This is a genomic window from Collinsella aerofaciens (assembly GCF_015554145.1).
Lineage (GTDB): Bacteria > Actinomycetota > Coriobacteriia > Coriobacteriales > Coriobacteriaceae > Collinsella > Collinsella aerofaciens_AA.
The window spans coordinates 53,796-70,638 of record NZ_JADNHZ010000007.1; the positions used below are offsets into that span (position 1 = coordinate 53,796).

Genomic DNA, 16,843 nt, shown 5'->3' on the forward strand with positions numbered 1-16,843 from the left:
TGAGCCAAGCCGCAGGTCAACGGGCACAAGGCTGTGGTCGCAAAATGCATACCAGTGGTCCACAGCACCACCCAAAGATTTTTATATTCATTGCCAAGTCGCTTATGAATACCCCTTTTGAACAATTGAGTTGATCAACCACGCTGGTCGGAAGCCGTTTTTTGGCACCTCAAACCCCACTGCAACGCCAAGCGCGGCCAAGCGTTTTAAAAAATGCCAACTTTTCTGTTTGCACTTTGCGATTCCTCGTGTATACTGACTTTCGCATTTAACGGAGAGTTGTCCGAGTGGCCGAAGGAGCACGATTGGAAATCGTGTAGGCGTCAAAAGCGTCTCCAGGGTTCAAATCCCTGACTCTCCGCCAGTTAATTCCAAAGCAGGCCTTCGAGCCTGCTTTGTTTTTACCCCACGCGGAGGGGTGGCAGAGTGGTTGAATGCGGCGGTCTCGAAAACCGTTTGGCCTGTATAAGGTCACGAGGGTTCGAATCCCTCCTCCTCCGCCATTTTGGTTGAGAAAGCTCCCAACAACGGGAGCTTTTTTGTTATCGAGTCATGTTCAAGCAAATACGGCGGAGGAGGAGGGATTCGAACCCGCCAGGGCGCAAAGCGTAAAGAAAACGCGCCACGGGCGCGTTTTTAGCGCAGCGCGGTCGGCGTAAGCCGACCGGATAAATTTTGAGCGCTGCTCAAAATTTAGACATCCCTCCTATTCAACCACGCCCCCATCGCGTTCAGCATCGACCCAGATCCCCAAACATGGAACCTACGCCCGCATCCAGTCCCGACCGTTTGCCGAGCAATAGGGTCGCAATCGGCGCCGAACATGTACTATGTACGGGCATTGTCCAAATCCGTAATCCAAAGGACCCCATCTTGCCCGTCGTCGCCGCTATGACCGTTACCTCACACGCCACGGATGCCATGGTCGCCATCCCGTTTTGGCTCGAAATGTTCGCCGTCGTCGCGGCTTCAATCTCGGGCGTGTTGGTCGCGCGCGAGCACAAACTCGACCTGGTGGGTGCAGTTGCGCTCGCCGTGGTCTGTGGCTTGGGCGGCGGTCTTTTACGCGACATGACGCTGCAGGTGGGCAACGTCTACATCCTCAACCAGCCAATGGCGCTGCCGCTTTCCATTGCCACGGCAGCCATCATCTATATTTTCCCGGCAATCGTCGACAAGCCCGAAAAACTCATTCCCCTGCTCGACATCATCTCGGTCGGCATCTACGCCGCCACTGGAGCAGACAAGGCGCTGGTCTACGGCTTTGCACCGGCGGTGTGCATCATGATGGGCTTTTTCACCGCGGTGGGCGGCGGCATGTTGCGCGATGGCTTTATGGGCGTGGTTCCGGGCATTTTCCAACGTACTAACTTTTATGCCATCGCCGCCATCGCCGGATCGACAAGCTATGTGTGTCTCGTTATGAGCGGCATTATGAGCAATGTCGCCGCGCTGGTCGTATGCGTTGTCGTGACCATGGGTCTGCGCTGGCTCTCGCTGCGCTTTGACATCAAAAGCCCCACCGAAGAAGATATCGCGCGCTTCTTGCACCGTAAAAAGTAAACAGCACGGCACGACCCTTCGAAATGCAACCGAGAGGTTCTTTTAGAGCGCCCACGCGTTGGGTACCCTGTTAGGTGCATATCGAGCATCTGACGAAGGATTCACTATGCCCTGCAATCAATTCCCGTCGACCCAACGCCGTAAAGCGCGGGGCCGCATCACCATCCTATTCGCGCTCATCGCTCTGGCGCTCACCGCACTTCCCGCTACGGCTCTTGCCGGCACGGACACCGCAGGCAACGTACTTGCGACCGACAATGACGCCACTCCGTCCGGCGTCGAAGGTGACCTGTACTGGGCAGGTCAGGCCCTCAACTTGGACGATGCGTCCATCGGCCGCGACATAATTGCAGCAGGCGAGAGCCTCTCCATCCGCGACTGCACGGTGGGCGGCGCCGTCCGCTTGGCGGCGCGCACCATCGACATTGCCAAGACTACGGTTGATGGCAGCGTGACCGTTGCCGGCCAGCATGTCGTGCTCAACACCGGTAGCACCGCCAACTGTTTTTACGCGATGGGCGAGACGGTTGCCCTGCGCGGTTCTACCAAGTCGGCAGTGCTCGCGGGCGACACCGTGACCATCGATGGCACCGTCGAGGGCGATGTCGAGGTTTGGGCCGATAAGCTCATCCTGGGCAAGAACACCCACATCACCGGCACCGTGAACGCGCACGTCTCCGAGAACCCCGAGCGCGCCGCGGGAGCCGAGGTCGGCGCGCTCAAGATCGACCGCACCGAGAGCGAGGATACTTCCACCGTTAACGATGTCATCGGCGGTATCGTCGCCGCGGCACTCTCGACCTGCTTTGTCGCCCTACTGCTCGAACTCGTCTTTCCGCGCGCAACCGCCAGCGCCGCCGGCATGCTCCACCAGCGCCCCATGCCCCTGTGGGTGAGCGGTCTTCTGGGCACGATTGCTGTCGTCCCCGCCGTCCTGCTGCTGATTATCTCGATTGCCGGCCTGTCGCTTGCCGGAGCCCTCTTGTGCGGCGTTATCGGCATCGCGTTGGTGTCGAGCGCCTTTGCGGGGTGCGCGATCGGCCGCATGGTCGGACACAACCAGAACCGCTACGCCATGGCAGCCGTCGGCGGTGTGGCCGCAGGCGCCCTCACAGGACTCCCCCTCATCGGCGACTTCATCAGCGGCGTGGCATTTGTCTTTATGCTCGGCTACGTTATCCAGATCATCTGGCGCAACGCTCACCTCAAGTCGCAACAGCCGGCTAATACGCCAGGACTCCCCACCGCCTAGTCGCCAACCACCACAAAAGGGCCAGGCACCTTTGTGGTGGTGCAAGCGAACCTGTCCCCCTTGCACCAAAAAGGGCGCCGACCATTGCGGTCGACGCCCTTTCTTATTGGCGGTTATAAGCCCCAGCGCTTATTTGTTGACCTGGCCAGCGCGGACGGCTGCCTTCTTACGGTCGGTGGCGTTGAGCAGACGCTTGCGCAGGCGGATGTTCTTGGGAGTAATCTCCACCAGCTCGTCGTCGGCGATGTACTCCAGCGCCTCTTCCAGCGAGAAGGTGCGAGGCGGCACCAGCTGGACGGAGATATCGGAGGTCGAGGAACGCTGGTTACCCAGGTTCTTGGTACGGGCGATGTTGACGACCATGTCGCCGGCCTTGCTGCGCTCGCCCACAATCATGCCCTCGTAGCACTCGGTACCCGGCTCAACAAACAGCTGGCCGCGCTCCTGCAGCGTGCCCAGAGCGTAGGCAACGGCCTTCTCGGTGGTCATGGAGATCATGGCGCCGTTCTGGCGGTTGCCGATCTCGCCGGCGTAGGGACCGTACTCCAGGAAGGTGTGGTAGAACACGCCCTCGCCGTGGGTGACGTTCATAATGCGGTTCTTAAGACCCATGATGCCGCGCGTCGGGATCTTGAACTCAAGATGGGTCACGATGCCCGAGGTGTCCATGCTCGTCATGATGCCACCGGAGGTACCGAAGACCTCGACGACCTTGCCCGAGTACTCGTCCGGGCACTCGACAACAGCCTGCTCGACGGGCTCCAGCTTGTTACCGTTCTCGTCCTTCTTAAACAGAACGCGGGGACGGCCGACCTGGAACTCAAAGCCCTCGCGGCGCATGGACTCCATCAGGACGGACAGGTGCAGAATGCCGCGGCCCGAGACCTCGACGCCGCTCTTGTCCTCGAGCTCCTCGATCTTCATGGTCACGTTGTTCTCGGCCTCGTTGAACAGGCGCTCCTTGAGCTGACGGGCACCCACAATGTCGCCGTCACGGCCGACGAGCGGGGAGGTCGAAGCCTCAAAGACGATGGACAGGGTCGGCGGGTCGATCTCGATGGGCTCGAGCTCGACGGGGTTCTCGGGGTCGGTGTAAACATCGCCGATATCGGTGCGGTCAATACCCACGACAGCAGCGATATCGCCGGCGCCGACTTCCTGGCACTCGGTGCGGCCCAGGTAGTCGAAGGTAAAGAGCTGCTTGACGGTAGCGGTGGCGCTGGAGCCGTCGTTCTTGACGACCAGGATCTGATCGCCCTGATGGATGGTGCCGGAGTACACGCGACCGATACCGATGCGGCCAACGAAGTTGGAGTGGTCGATGGTCACGCACTGCATGGCCAGCGGGGCGTTCTCATCAACCTCGGGCGCGGGCATATCGTCGATAATCATATCGAGCAGCGGATACATGTCCATATTGCCGTCCTCGGGGTCATGGCGGGCAAAGCCGTTGACGCCGCTGGCGTAGATAACATGCTCCATGGCAAACTCGAGCTGGTCGTCGGTGGCGCCCAGGTCGGCCATAAGGTCGAGGCAGTCGTTGTAGGCCTTCTCGGGGTTGGCGCCCGGACGGTCGATCTTGTTGATGACGATCATGATCTTGAGGCCGGTGTCGATAGCGTGACGCAGCACGAAGCGGGTCTGGGGCATGGGGCCCTCAAAGGCGTCGACCAGCAGCAGGGCGCCGTCGGCCATACGCAGCACGCGCTCGACCTCGCCGCCAAAGTCGGCGTGGCCCGGGGTGTCGATGACGTTGATCTTGACGTCCTTGTACTCGATAGAGATGTTCTTGGCGAGAATCGTGATGCCGCGCTCGCGCTCCTGGTCGTTAGAGTCCAGGACGCGGTCCTCGACCTGCTGGTTGGCACGGAAGGCGTCCGTGGCACGCAGGAGCTTGTCAACCATCGTCGTCTTGCCGTGGTCGACGTGGGCGATGATGGCGATGTTCCTCAGATTGTCTACGCGCATGTAGTTCCCCTATCTTCTATCCATATACAAACGGCACGCGTATGCGACCCACCCAGCAATGCAACGCTCGACGGGAATATTGAGCCTTTTACCGAAAACTCGTTTATTTTAGCGATTTTAGATAAGAGGGGTTTCCTCACCTGCAGGTTCAGGGTCGCTCCACATAAAACCATCGCCGGCGCCCATGCCCTCATACAGCACATATGCCGAAAAACCGCTCTCGAGCGTGGTTTCGAAGAAGCTCACGAGCAGGGCGTCGTGATAGCCGCCGTCAATTTCGACACAACCGGTGTAGCCGATGGCATAGCGGGCGATGCGGCCCAGGCCCTCGTCCTTAAGACCCATCTTGTGCTCGGAGATAAAGTTGGTGGCCGCCTCGAGGCACGCCTCTTCGCCGTCCTCGTCGAGCGCCGCCAGATATCGGTTGGAAGCAGCGTCCTCGATCGCCACAACTACGCCCGGATTCTCGCCGGCGGCAAGGTCGTCCAAGAACGCACCAATCAGGTCACACACCATGGCGTCGAGCTCGGCGGAGACGTTACCGGCGTCCTGCATATCCTGTGCCATCTTTAGACCTTCCCATCGAGTCCGGCGTCGTTACAGTTCTTGTGCCTCGGCAGCGATCTTGGCGGCAGCGTCGCGGGCGCGCATCATATCCATCGCGCGCTTGTCGAGTACCTTGATCTGGTTGGCCAGCATTACTGCATCGACCACGCCCCAGATTACCAAGCCTGTTGAAATCGAAAACCCAAGCGCACCAACTGTACCACGAAGGCGCGAGCAGATTGCCGCGACAAGGGCGGAGACGACAACCATCTTGATAAACGAGCCGCGGCGCTCGCGAAGCGTGCGGGCCTGCGTCACATAGGCAATGCGAGCCGCCTCAGAAGCCTCCGAGCGCATCTGGGCTTCACGCGCGATGGCGGCCACTTCAGCCGATACGCGGGTACCCATCAGCGACCTCTCCGCTCGCGTGCCAGACATTTAGAAGTCATCGGGGGAGAGCGTATGGACGAACTCGTCGAACTTCTCGAACTCCTGCTCGTCGTCGACTTCCTCGGCGTGGGTAGAAACAGTGCCCAGGCGATTCATGATGTCGTCCTCCACAAACATGGGAGCATTGCTGCGCACGGCAAGGGCAATGGCATCACTGGGACGGGCGTCGATCTTGCGCTCCTCGCCATCGGCCAGTACGACGATCGTCGCGTAGAACACCGGCGGCTCGGCGCGAACGATCTCGATGCGCTCGAGCTTGGCGCCCAGGGCGTCGACGGTGTCGAGCAGCAGGTCATGGGTGATCGGGCGCTCGGCGCGGCCGCTATCGATGCCGCGGCTGATGGCAGCAGCTTCAAACGAACCAGTCTGAATGGAAAGGGAACGCAGCGGCGCGGGCGAGTCCGATTTGCTGCTGCGCTCACGAAGTACGATAAGCGATGGCACGGGACCGGCGGCCATGACGATGGTCTCTATGTCGACACGAACCATGGAACACCTCCGGTACGTAGCGGTTAACACGCGGCAGCCCGCCGCATTGAATAGCTATACTACCCAAACTTTCGCACAGCACACAAAATCAAAGTAGTTAATTTGGGGCGGGGCTTTTTTGACTACTTTCAGTAGGTAAGAAAAAAGCCCCGAGGCAACGCCCCAGGGCTCTTCACAGTTTTGATGGTGGACCTGACAAGATTCGAACTTGTGACCTCCCGGTTATCAGCCGGACGCTCTAACCAACTGAGCTACAGGTCCATCATGGTGGAGGTTAGGGGGATCGAACCCCTGACCTCAGGCTTGCAAAGCCCGCGCTCTCCCAGCTGAGCTAAACCCCCACGGAGACAGTAATAAACACCCCAGCGGCGACTCGGCTCTCGCTGGGGTGTTTATTGCGAAAGAAAGTGGTGGACCTGACAAGATTCGAACTTGTGACCTCCCGGTTATCAGCCGGACGCTCTAACCAACTGAGCTACAGGTCCATCGCGCAAGGGATATATTAGACGAGTCGTTACGCGCGCGTCAACAACTTTTTTGAAAATCTTTGAGGGGTGTGTCAGACGGCTGGGCGAGATGGGTTAGGTTTGCTGCTCGGGCAGTCCTGCGCAAGACGAAGGCCACATTAAGTGGCCTTCTTTGCGTGCGGAACTCGCGACAAACCTAACCCATCTCGCCCAGCCGTCTGACACGGGGCTCCAAGCTTGTCAAAAAAGCGGTCGGCGCGCAGTGCGCCGACCGCCGATATATGGGGTCTGATATTTTCTACCAGCTAGTTCCTCTTACTCGTCTAGGAGATCCTCTGGCATGTCGTTGCCGTCGCCTAGATCGACAGGGGTTTCTTCGGGGGCAGAGCCGTCTTCTGTGGCTTCGCCTTCGGGCTTCTCCTTGGCGGCCGTCATGCGGGCTACGGCGCAGATGCGGTCGTTGTCGTCGACGGTCATCATCTTGACGCCCTGGGTGGCGCGGCCAGTCTGGCTAATCTCATCGGTCTTGACGCGAATGACCGTCGCGCCCTCCGTCACGATGAACAACTCGTGCTGCGGGCCCACCGTCTTCATGGCCGCGAGGTTGCCCTTACGCTCGGTCATTTGGATGGTGTAGACGCCCTGGCCGCCGCGATTCTGCTCCGGGTAGTCCGCGACCGGCGTGCGCTTGCCGTAGCCGCGCTCGGTGATGACGAATAGATCGCCGTTGCCGTTAGTGACTTCCATGCCCAGAACGCTCACGCCGTCCTTCATACCGATACCGCGAACGCCGCTAGTATCGCGGCCGGTGGCGCGCACCTGCTCCTCGGAGAACATGATCGCCTTGCCCGCGGTGGTGGCCAGGATAATCTTGTCGCCCTCGCGCACGCGGCGCACGTTTAGCAGCGCGTCGTCGTCACGCAGGTTGATAGCGATCAGGCCGTCGCGGCGGCTGCGGTCATATGCGCTCATTACGGTCTTCTTGACCATGCCGCTCTTGGTGGCAAACATCAGGTACTCGTCGGCAGGGAACTCGCGGCAGCTGATGACGCTCGCGATCTTCTCGCCCTCCTCGAAGGGCAGCAGGTTGACGATCGCGGTACCGCGTGCCTGGCGCGTACCCACCGGCAGCTCGTGCACCTTCAGGCGATAGACCTTACCCTTGCTCGAGAAGAACAGCACGTACTCGTGCGTGGACGCGATGAACATCTCGTCGATGACGTCGTCCTCTTTGAGGTTGACGCCCGAGACGCCCTTGCCGCCGCGCTTCTGGGCGCGGTAGGCGGCCACCGGGATGCGCTTGACATAGCCGGTGTGGGTGATGGTCACGACCATGTCCTCGTCGGCGATGAGGTCCTCGACGTCCAGGTCCTTCTCGACATGGCTGATCTCGGTGCGGCGCTTATCGCCGAACTTCTTGGAGATCTCGCGCATCTCTTCCTTAATGACGCCCAGGATCTTCTCCTCGTGCGCCAGCAGGTCCTCGTAGTAGGCGATGGCGCGGCGCAGGCCGTCCAGCTCTTCCTGGATCTTGTCGCGCTCCAGGCCGGTCAGGCGGCGCAGCTTCATCTCGAGGATGGCCGTGGTCTGCTCGGGCGTAAAGCCAAAGCGCTCGATCAGGCGGCTGCTGGCCTCGGAATCGGTCTGCGAGGAACGGATGATGCTGATGACCTCGTCGATATGGTCAAGGGCCATCAGGTAACCCTCGAGGATATGCGCGCGGGCCTGGGCCTTCTTAAGGTCGAAGCGGGTGCGGCGGGTGACAACGTCGACCTGGTGGTCGATGTAGTGCTGCAGCATCTCGCGCAGGCTCAAGCATTTGGGAACGCCGTTGACAAGCGCCAGGTTGTTGGCGCCAAAGGTCGTCTGCAGCGAGGTGTACTTGTACAGGTTGTTGAGCACGACCTGCGGGATGACGCCCTTCTTGAGTTCGATGACCAGACGGATACCCTTCTGGTTGGACTCATCGCGCATATCCGAGATACCCTCGATGCGCTTGTCGTTGACGAGCTGGGCGATCTTCTCCTGCAGGGTGCCCTTGTTGACCATGTAGGGAATCTCGGTAAAGACCAGGCGGCTGCGGCCGGTCTTGGTGGACTCCACGTGAGCCTTGGCGCGCACGGTAATGGAGCCACGGCCGGTCTCGTAGCTCTGCTTAATACCGGCACTGCCCATGATGATGGCGCCGGTGGGGAAGTCCGGACCGGGCATGATCTGCATGAGCTCGTCGACAGTGGCGTCGGGATTATCGATCAGGTAGCAGGTTGCCTCGATCGCCTCGGTGAGGTTATGCGGGGCGATATTGGTGGCCATGCCGACGGCGATGCCCTGGCTGCCGTTGACCAGCAGGTTGGGGAAGCGCGCAGGCAGCGCCTGAGGCTCGGCGAGCGATTCGTCGTAGTTGGGCTGCCAGTCGACGGTATCCTTCTGCAAGTCACGCAGCAATTCCATGGCGGGCTTGGCCAGGCGGCTCTCGGTGTAACGCATGGCCGCCGCGCCGTCGCCGTCGATGTTGCCGAAGTTGCCGTGACCGTCGATGAGCGGCGTGCGCATGGAGAACCACTGCGCCAGGCGGACCATGGCCTCATAGACCGCGTAGTCGCCATGCGGGTGGTACTTACCGATAACTTCGCCGACCGTCCAGGCCGACTTCTTGTGCGGGCGGTTGGGGTAGATGCCGCTCTCGTTCATCGCGTACAGGATGCGGCGGTGCACCGGCTTTAGGCCGTCGCGCACGTCCGGCAGGGCGCGCGCCGTGATGACCGACATCGAATACTCGATAAACGACTGCTTCATCTCGCGACCGAACTCCGAAATCTGGAGCTGGCCGCCATTGATATCCTCGCCGGCCGAGGCGCCACGGTCGACTTCGCCAAAGCTCTCCTCGAGCTCACCGTCGTCCTCTTCCTCGTCATCATCGGCATCGGGGTTATAGGCGTCCGGATCGCCGTCCTCGCCCTGCTCAGCACGGGCAAGCAGGCGCCTCAGATCGTCGGGCATGCCGGCGTCGCCGGCCTCGCCCATGCCCTCGTTATTGTTGATATCGTCTGCCACGTTACCTCCTCATGGTTTGCGTGGTTCAAATCAGATAGTCCCCGTCCCCGTCACTAGGACGGAGACGGCTTTTCCAGGTGCCGCAGATTCGCTCGAAAGAGGAGGGAAGCGTACTTGGGTACGCGACCGACGATTGAGAGCGAAGGTGCGGTGGCTGGGAAAGCCGAACAGGTTAGGCATCTAAGAATCGTGCGTCATGCGCGTGCTTCTCGATGTACTCGCGGCGATAGCCGACCTCGGAACCCATCAGCTCGCGCACGGCGCGGTCTGCCACCACGGCATCCTCGATCGACACGCGCTGCAGGATGCGGGTCTTGGGATCCATCGTCGTCGAGGCGAGCTGCTTGGGGTCCATCTCGCCCAGACCCTTGTAGCGCTGGACGGTATAGCCCTTGCGCTTCTTGGTGATCTTGCCGTCCTTGGCCTTGCCGTCCTCGTCGTTGTCGTCGGGGTTCAGGCCCAGACTCTGGATGGTGTCGCGCAGGATCTCGTCTTCGGGCTGGCGGCCGTTGGGATACACGTAGTGGATCTTGTTGCGCACCTTAATGCCAAAGATGGGCGGGCAGGCAACATAGACGTAGCCGGCATCGATCAGCGGACGCATGTACTTGTAGAAGAACGTCAGCAGCAGGATGCGGATATGCGCACCGTCGACGTCTGCATCGGTCATGATGATGATCTTGTGGTAGCGCGCCTTGGTGATATCGAAGTCGCCGCCGTCGCCGGCACTCGTCGTGACACCGCAGCCGATCGCGGTAATCAGCGACTGGATGGTGTCGCTCGAGAACGCGCGATGGTCACCAACGCGTTCGACGTTCAGAATCTTGCCGCGCAGGGGCAGAATCGCCTGGATGTCTCGGCGACGGCCGTCCTTGGCCGAACCGCCTGCCGAGTCGCCCTCTACGATGAAGAGCTCGGTCAGCTCGGCGTCGCGCACCGAGCAGTCAGCGAGTTTACCGGGCAGGGACGCCGTCTCGAGCAGGCTCTTGCGGCGGGTCGCCTCGCGCGCCTTGCGGGCGGCGTTGCGCGCCTTGCAGGCCTGTTGCGCCTTCTTGACGATCTCGCGGGCGGGCTTGGGATGCTCCTCGAGGTAATCGGCGAGGCCGTCGGTCACGATCTTGAGCGTGAGCGCGCGCATATAGGAGCTACCGAGCTTGGCCTTGGTCTGGCCCTCAAACTGCGGATCGGGCAGCTTGACCGAGATAACGGCCGAAAGGCCCTCGCGCACATCGTCGCCGGTCAGGTTGGCGTCTTTTTCCTTGAGCAGGTTCTGTTTGCGCGCGTAGTCGTTGATCACGCGGGTGAGCGCGGTGCGGAAGCCCTCAAGGTGCATGCCGCCCTCGGGAGTGTAGATGTCGTTGGCAAACGACATGACGTTCTCGCCGTAGCCGCTATTCCACTGCAGGGAAACCTCGACCTCGCCCATCTTGGCCACGGGAGCGTCCGGGTCCGATCTGCCCTCGATGTAGATGGGCTCCTTAAAGGCCTCGGGGACGTCCTTGCCCTCGTTGAGGAACTTGACGAAGTCGATGATGCCGCCCTCGTAGCAAAACTCCTCCACGTGGGGAGTCGCCTCGCGCTCGTCGGTCAGCACGATCTTGAGGTTCTTATTGAGGAACGCTGTCTCCTGCAGACGGTTGTGCAGCGTATCGAAATCGTAGATGCAGGTCTCGAAGATCTCGTCGTCGGGCCAGAAGGTGACGGTGGTGCCCGTCGAATCCGAGGTGCCCACGACCTCCATCTTCTTGACGGTCTTGCCGCGCGAGAACTCCATCTCGTAGGTGTTGCCATCGCGACGAACCTGAACGACCACGCGCTTGGACAGTGCGTTGACGACGGAGATGCCTACGCCGTGCAGGCCGCCCGAGACCTTATAGGCCGAGTTATCGAACTTACCGCCGGCGTGCAAGATCGTCATAACGACCTCGAGCGTCGGGATCTTTTTAACAGGGTGCTCGTCGACGGGGATGCCGCGCCCGTTGTCGACGACCGTGATGGAGTTGTCGGCGTGGACCGTCACCTGGATCTCGGTGCAGAAACCGGCCATGGCCTCGTCGACGGAGTTGTCAACGATCTCCCACACCAGGTGATGCAGACCGCTGGCGCTCGTCGAGCCGATATACATGCCCGGGCGCTTACGAACGGCCTCGAGACCTTCGAGAATCTTAATCTCGCCGCCATCGTAATCGTTTTCGTTTGCCACACGTCCTCCTTCAGTCAAGAAAATGTGTACAGCCTTACTAGTTTATCGTAAAAAAATACCCTCGGGAACGAGGGTATTTGGCTCTACAAGGCCACCAGATGCGATTTAAGGCTCTTTTTTGCTTTGCACGCCCTTGGCCCACTCGGCACTGGCTCTCATGGCATTCTCGAGGGCCTCGCGCAGTTTTTGGTCTTCGATGGGCGCCACTTGGCGCTCGATCTCGGTACGCTCGGCCTCACTTAGGTCGGCGTGCGGGGCCGGCGGTCGCTCGGTCGGCGCCGGGCGCAGGCGCTCCCTGGCGGCGGGCGGCGTGTGACCGGGCGCGGTGGTTTTGAACACCAGGCCGTCCACATGTGCACCGGCGCGCTCCATGCGCGCGCGGATGATCTCGCGCAACAGCGTCATTTCCTGCGTCCACGAGGGCGAGTCGAGATATACCATCAGCTCATTGGACTCAGGCAGGTAGCGCAGTCCCGTCACATGCCGCCCCTCGCGCGTGCCCGAGCACACCGCGTTCCATGCGCGATAGACCGCGCGCGACTCCTCGGCGGCCTCCATCTGCGCACGGCGCTTAGGCGTTGCAGCCGCCAGGATGCGCTGGCGCTCTGCGTTCAAAAACCCGCTGAAGGCGACTGTCTCGCTCTCGCGCTCGTAATTAGCACGTCTCACCCATGCTCACCACCTTGGCTCGATCAAGCAGGTCATCGGTAAAGTACCCCAGGTTGGTCGTAGTTATGACCGTCTGGATATCATCGCCAATCAGCCGCAGGAAAGCGCCGCGACGCTCGCCGTCGAGCTCGCTCATCACGTCGTCCAAAAGCAGCAGTGGGGCGGTGCCCAGGACATCGCGAGCCACGGCAACCTCGGCCACCTTCCAGGACAGCACCAGCGTGCGCTGCTGTCCTTGGCTGGCAAATGAACGGGCGGAGCGACCCGCCACGGTAAACTCAATCTCGTCGCGATGCGGTCCCACCAACGTCACGCCGCGGCGAATTTCCTCGTCGGCATGCTCGTCAAGGGCGGCCAGCATGCGCTCGTACGCCCAACCCTTCAGCTCTTCGCGATCCTCGACCTGGGGCAAAGCCCCCAGCGTGGACGCATAGGTCACGTTGGCGGCCTCACCTGACGCTACTTGCCCGTAGGCAGTGTGCACATGGCCCGCCAGCCGGTCGAGCAGAGCCAACCGGTGCACGAGCAGGGCCGAGCCCGCGCGGGCAATCGAATCGTTCCACGCGCCGAGCATCTCGCGGCAGCACCAGGTCTCCTTGAGCAAGGCGTTACGCTGGGTCACGCAGCGCCCATAGGTGCTCGCAAGATCGGCATAGCGTGCGCTCAGTTGCATGCCAAAGTCATCGAGGGCGGCGCGGCGCACACTGGCGCCACGCTTAACCATGTCCAGATGGTCGGGGCAAAACAGCACGCTCGGAAGAACCCCGCGCACACCGGCGGCAGAGCATCTCTTGCCGTTGCGGCTAAACGAGCGCTTACCGTCCTCCGCGCTCAATCCCATATCAAGCACGCGGCCGTCGCCCTCGAGCCTCAGCTCGATCTTGCACGAGCCCACGCCGTCATGGACGAGCTCGGCTGCGGTCGGATGCCTAAACGAGGCGCCGCTCGTCAGCAGCTGCAGCGCCTCTATGAGATTGGTCTTTCCCGCCGCGTTGGGTCCCGCAAGTATCGTCACGCCCTCGTCCAGGGCAAGGTGATAGCTATCGAAGCTGCGGTAGTGCGCGACGGAAAGATCGCGGGCGAACATGGTCATGGCGCAGCGCTAGATGCGGACCGGCATGACCAGGTACAGGTAGTTGATCTTGTCGTAGGACTTAAAGATGCCCGCCTGCGAGTAGCTCTTGAGCTCCAGCGTGATCTCCTTCTCCTTGGACAGGGCATTGAGGCAGCCGAAGATGTAGTGGTAGTTGAAGGCGATGGTACCCGACTCGCCCTCGGCCTCGACATCGATCGTCTCCTGCGCAAGGTCCTGGTCATTGGAAATGGAGGACAGGCCCATCTGCCCGTTCTCGACATCGATCTCGAACTTGACGGCGGGGTTGGCGCTCGCGATAACGGCCACGCGCTTGAGGGCGGCGTTAAAGGCGGCGACGTCGATCTTGACGCTCGTCACGCACGAATCGGGGATGAGCTGCTTGTAGTTGGGGTACACGCCCTCGATGCGGCGCGACACGTAGGTGGTGTTGCCGGCCTCGAAGACGACCTGGGTGTCGGTAGCCCCGATCATGATGGTCGCTTGGCTGGCCATGATGTTCAGCGCGTCGTTAAAGGCGTCAGCCGGAACGTTGAGCTCAAAGGAGCCCTCGAGGGTCGAGGTCTCGACCTGCGTATCGCACACGGCCAAGCGGAAGGAATCGGTCGCTACCAGGCGTACGGTGTTGTTCTCGACCTTCATGTGCACGCCGCCCAGGATGGGGCGAGCCTTGTCGGTCGAGGTGACGCGCCACACGCGGCCGACCATTTCGGACAAGACATCGGTCGGCAGCTCCACGGCACTCTCGATGGCATAGGCCGGAAACTCGGGGAAGTCATTGGCATCGAGCGTGTTCAGGCGGAAAGAGCTCTTCTCGCAACCAATCAGCACCTGGCGCTCGGACAGCTCAAAGGTGACCGGGGCATCGGGGAGGGTCTTGGTGATATTGGAGAGCATCTTACAGGGAATAACCATCTCGCCCTCTTCTTCGACATGCGCCGCGATGCGATGACGGATCGAGATGGTGTAGTTAGAGGTCTGGAATTCCAAGATGCCGTCTTGGGCCTTAACGAGCACGCCCGACAGGATGGGGAGGGTGGATGCCGAAGCGACACCCTTCATAACGACGCCGATGGCTTGTGTAAGCGAGCTCTGGCTGACGGTGAACTTCATCTTTTAATACCTTTCTATAGATATAAATATCTTAATAATAGTAATAGCACTGACGAAACTGTTGATTACTCCCAAAGACGCAGGTCAGACCCAGAAAGAGAATCGACAGCAACCTGTGTGCAACAGGGGTGGTTTTCCACGTTCAAAACCTGCGCAAAACTTTTCATCACCGCGGGTTGGGTTTTAGACACCTTATGCCCGTGGTTTCGACAAGTTTTCAACAGGTGTCTCTATTTCCCTACGAGCGCAGTGTAATTTTATCGCGCAGCGACTTGAGGTCTTCGGTGACGGTGCGGTCTTCCTGAATCATCTTCTGGACCTTTTTGTAGCTCGTACTGACGGTCGAGTGGTTGCGGTTGCCAAATTCGGCGCCCACCGCCGTAGTCGTCATCTCGCACATCTCGATGGCTAGGTAGATAGCGATATGGCGTGCTTTGGCGATATTGGCGTTGCGACGCGGGCCGATGAGCTCCTCGTGCGTCACGCCGTACTGCTCTTCGATGACGGACTGAACCGTCTGGACGTTGATCTTTTTGGCCGATGTGTCGAAGTACTGGCTGGCGATGGCGTCGATATCGTCAAAGGTGAGCTCCCCGCCCTCGCGCTCGCGGTCGCCCGCCTCGCCGGCGCAGCGCTCGCAAAAGCTCTCGAGTTCGCGGATGTTGGTGCCCGAGACCTCGGCCATGTGTTTAAAGTGCTCGTCGGTCAGGTGCCCGCTGTCGCCCCCATAGGCCGCCAGCAGCGAGTCGTCGCCTGCCTCGGGAGCGGCGACGATGGTGTTCTCGTAATAGCGCTGCAAGATCTTGTATTTCATCTCGTAGCTGGGCTCTGCGACCAGGCAGAGCATGCCGGCGTTGAAGCGGCTGGTCAGACGCTCGTCCATGCTCAGGTCCTTGGGGGCGCGGTCTGCCGCGATGACGACCTTCTTGTTGTTGCGGATGAACTCGTCCATGAGCTGGAAAAAGTAGTCCACGCTCGCGCGCTTGCCGATGATGTTTTGGATGTCATCGATGATGAGCACGTCCACGCCGTGGTATGCCTGCATGATAGGGGCGTTGCTCTTCTTTTGGCGGTCGAACTCGGTCATCAGGTCGTCCAGATATGCCTGGGAGTTGGCATACTTGACCTTGATCTCGGGCGACTTCTCGGCGAGCTCGTTTTTGATGGCAAGCAGCAGGTGCGTCTTGCCCAGGCCCGATTTGCCGTAGATGAACAGTGATGTGCACGTGCCGCGCTCGTCCGCGAGGGCGGCAAACTTGAGTGCCGAGCGATAGGCATGGCTGTTCTCGGGGCCGTAGACAAAGTTCTCAAAGGTGAATTTTGAGTTCGCGGCGAGCGGGGCTCCATCCGCATTCTGCTCGGCCGGCACGGTCGGTGCTGGCATGGGTGAAGCGGGGGTCGCGGCTTGCGTGGACTTAGTCGGCGCTCCGCCCTTCATCTGGTTCATCATGCGACGAAAATCATCGGCCGAGAGCGTGTTCTTGATTGCAATGCCCGAATCCGCGCCCGCCGCTGCGTCATGAGCGATGGGCATGTGCGTGACGGGTACGTTCGTTGACGTCGCAGCGGCGGTCGGCAACGGTGCCATGGTTTCACGGGAAACATCGCCGTGCTGGTGCTCGATTGTCGGCACGTCGCCTGCGGAGGCCGGCACCGCCGGGGAAGCAGCGGGAGCCGTGGCGGGCACCGTCGCGGCAGCAGATTCGGCCGTTGCGCCTTGCGGTGCCACGATGTCGAGCGCGATCGGAGCAAAGGCGATTTCTTCCAGATAGGCCTCAATAGTCGGCTGATGCTTTTTGAGCTGCGCGATGGCAAAGCGCGAGGGGGCCTCGATCGTGAGCGTATCTTCGGTCAGGCTTATGGCGCGCGATTGCCCCAGCATGTTGATGAGGCGTGCATCTTGGCCGTCGCGCTGGCAAAAGGCGATGGCATCCCCCAGGATGATGCTTGCTTCCTCGTCCACTGTCTCTCCCGTT

At 60.7% G+C, this 16,843-nt stretch carries 12 protein-coding genes and 5 tRNA genes; 4 read left to right on the forward strand and 13 right to left on the reverse strand.

Annotated elements, in window-relative coordinates; genetic code table 11:
• The first annotated feature begins 273 nt into the window (after positions 1-273).
• From I2E13_RS04115 to I2E13_RS04130, 4 genes are all read left to right on the forward strand, one after another.
• A tRNA-Ser gene (locus tag I2E13_RS04115) sits at positions 274-364 on the forward strand.
• 48 nt (positions 365-412) lie between these two features.
• Positions 413-503 (forward strand) — tRNA-Ser (locus I2E13_RS04120).
• 370 nt (positions 504-873) lie between these two features.
• Positions 874-1,563: a trimeric intracellular cation channel family protein gene (locus I2E13_RS04125; RefSeq protein WP_229057814.1), complete on the forward strand. Its 690-nt coding sequence runs from the start codon at positions 874-876 to the stop codon at positions 1,561-1,563.
• A gap of 106 nt (positions 1,564-1,669) precedes the next feature.
• The gene (locus I2E13_RS04130; RefSeq protein ID WP_195404259.1) at positions 1,670-2,815 is read left to right on the forward strand and encodes a bactofilin family protein; all 1,146 of its coding nucleotides are present in this window, start codon (positions 1,670-1,672) and stop codon (positions 2,813-2,815) included.
• 129 nt (positions 2,816-2,944) lie between these two features.
• Here the strand turns inward: I2E13_RS04130 and typA are convergent, their stop codons facing one another.
• From typA to I2E13_RS04195, 13 genes are all read right to left on the reverse strand, one after another.
• Positions 2,945-4,783, reverse strand: coding sequence for a translational GTPase TypA (gene typA / locus I2E13_RS04135; RefSeq protein ID WP_195404260.1), 1,839 nt, complete (start codon positions 4,781-4,783; stop codon positions 2,945-2,947).
• Between the two features lie 117 nt (positions 4,784-4,900).
• Complete coding sequence (locus I2E13_RS04140; protein WP_089572580.1) at positions 4,901-5,350, reverse strand: hypothetical protein; 450 nt, start codon at positions 5,348-5,350, stop codon at positions 4,901-4,903.
• A gap of 30 nt (positions 5,351-5,380) precedes the next feature.
• On the reverse strand, positions 5,381-5,737 hold the full coding sequence (locus I2E13_RS04145) for a hypothetical protein (RefSeq protein WP_195404261.1): 357 nt from the start codon (positions 5,735-5,737) through the stop codon (positions 5,381-5,383).
• Between the two features lie 30 nt (positions 5,738-5,767).
• On the reverse strand, positions 5,768-6,268 hold the full coding sequence (locus I2E13_RS04150) for a bifunctional nuclease family protein (protein ID WP_099432413.1): 501 nt from the start codon (positions 6,266-6,268) through the stop codon (positions 5,768-5,770).
• A 184-nt stretch (positions 6,269-6,452) separates the two neighbouring features.
• Positions 6,453-6,529, reverse strand: a tRNA-Ile gene (locus I2E13_RS04155).
• Positions 6,530-6,533: 4 nt separating this feature from the next.
• A tRNA-Ala gene (locus tag I2E13_RS04160) sits at positions 6,534-6,609 on the reverse strand.
• Positions 6,610-6,676: 67 nt separating this feature from the next.
• Positions 6,677-6,753, reverse strand: a tRNA-Ile gene (locus I2E13_RS04165).
• 297 nt (positions 6,754-7,050) lie between these two features.
• The gene (gene gyrA, locus I2E13_RS04170; protein WP_195404274.1) at positions 7,051-9,759 is read right to left on the reverse strand and encodes a DNA gyrase subunit A; all 2,709 of its coding nucleotides are present in this window, start codon (positions 9,757-9,759) and stop codon (positions 7,051-7,053) included.
• A 202-nt stretch (positions 9,760-9,961) separates the two neighbouring features.
• Complete coding sequence (gene gyrB, locus I2E13_RS04175) at positions 9,962-11,992, reverse strand: DNA topoisomerase (ATP-hydrolyzing) subunit B (protein ID WP_195404262.1); 2,031 nt, start codon at positions 11,990-11,992, stop codon at positions 9,962-9,964.
• Between the two features lie 105 nt (positions 11,993-12,097).
• The gene (locus I2E13_RS04180) at positions 12,098-12,661 is read right to left on the reverse strand and encodes a DciA family protein (protein ID WP_271817590.1); all 564 of its coding nucleotides are present in this window, start codon (positions 12,659-12,661) and stop codon (positions 12,098-12,100) included.
• Positions 12,648-13,754, reverse strand: a complete 1,107-nt coding sequence (recF, locus tag I2E13_RS04185) for a DNA replication/repair protein RecF (protein WP_117584031.1) — start codon at positions 13,752-13,754, stop codon at positions 12,648-12,650. The genes I2E13_RS04180 and recF overlap by 14 nt, the downstream gene beginning before the upstream one ends.
• Before the next feature lie 9 nt (positions 13,755-13,763).
• On the reverse strand, positions 13,764-14,867 hold the full coding sequence (gene dnaN, locus I2E13_RS04190; RefSeq protein ID WP_099432409.1) for a DNA polymerase III subunit beta: 1,104 nt from the start codon (positions 14,865-14,867) through the stop codon (positions 13,764-13,766).
• 238 nt (positions 14,868-15,105) lie between these two features.
• Positions 15,106-16,830: a DnaA ATPase domain-containing protein gene (locus I2E13_RS04195; protein ID WP_324249370.1), complete on the reverse strand. Its 1,725-nt coding sequence runs from the start codon at positions 16,828-16,830 to the stop codon at positions 15,106-15,108.
• Positions 16,831-16,843: the final 13 nt, after the last annotated feature.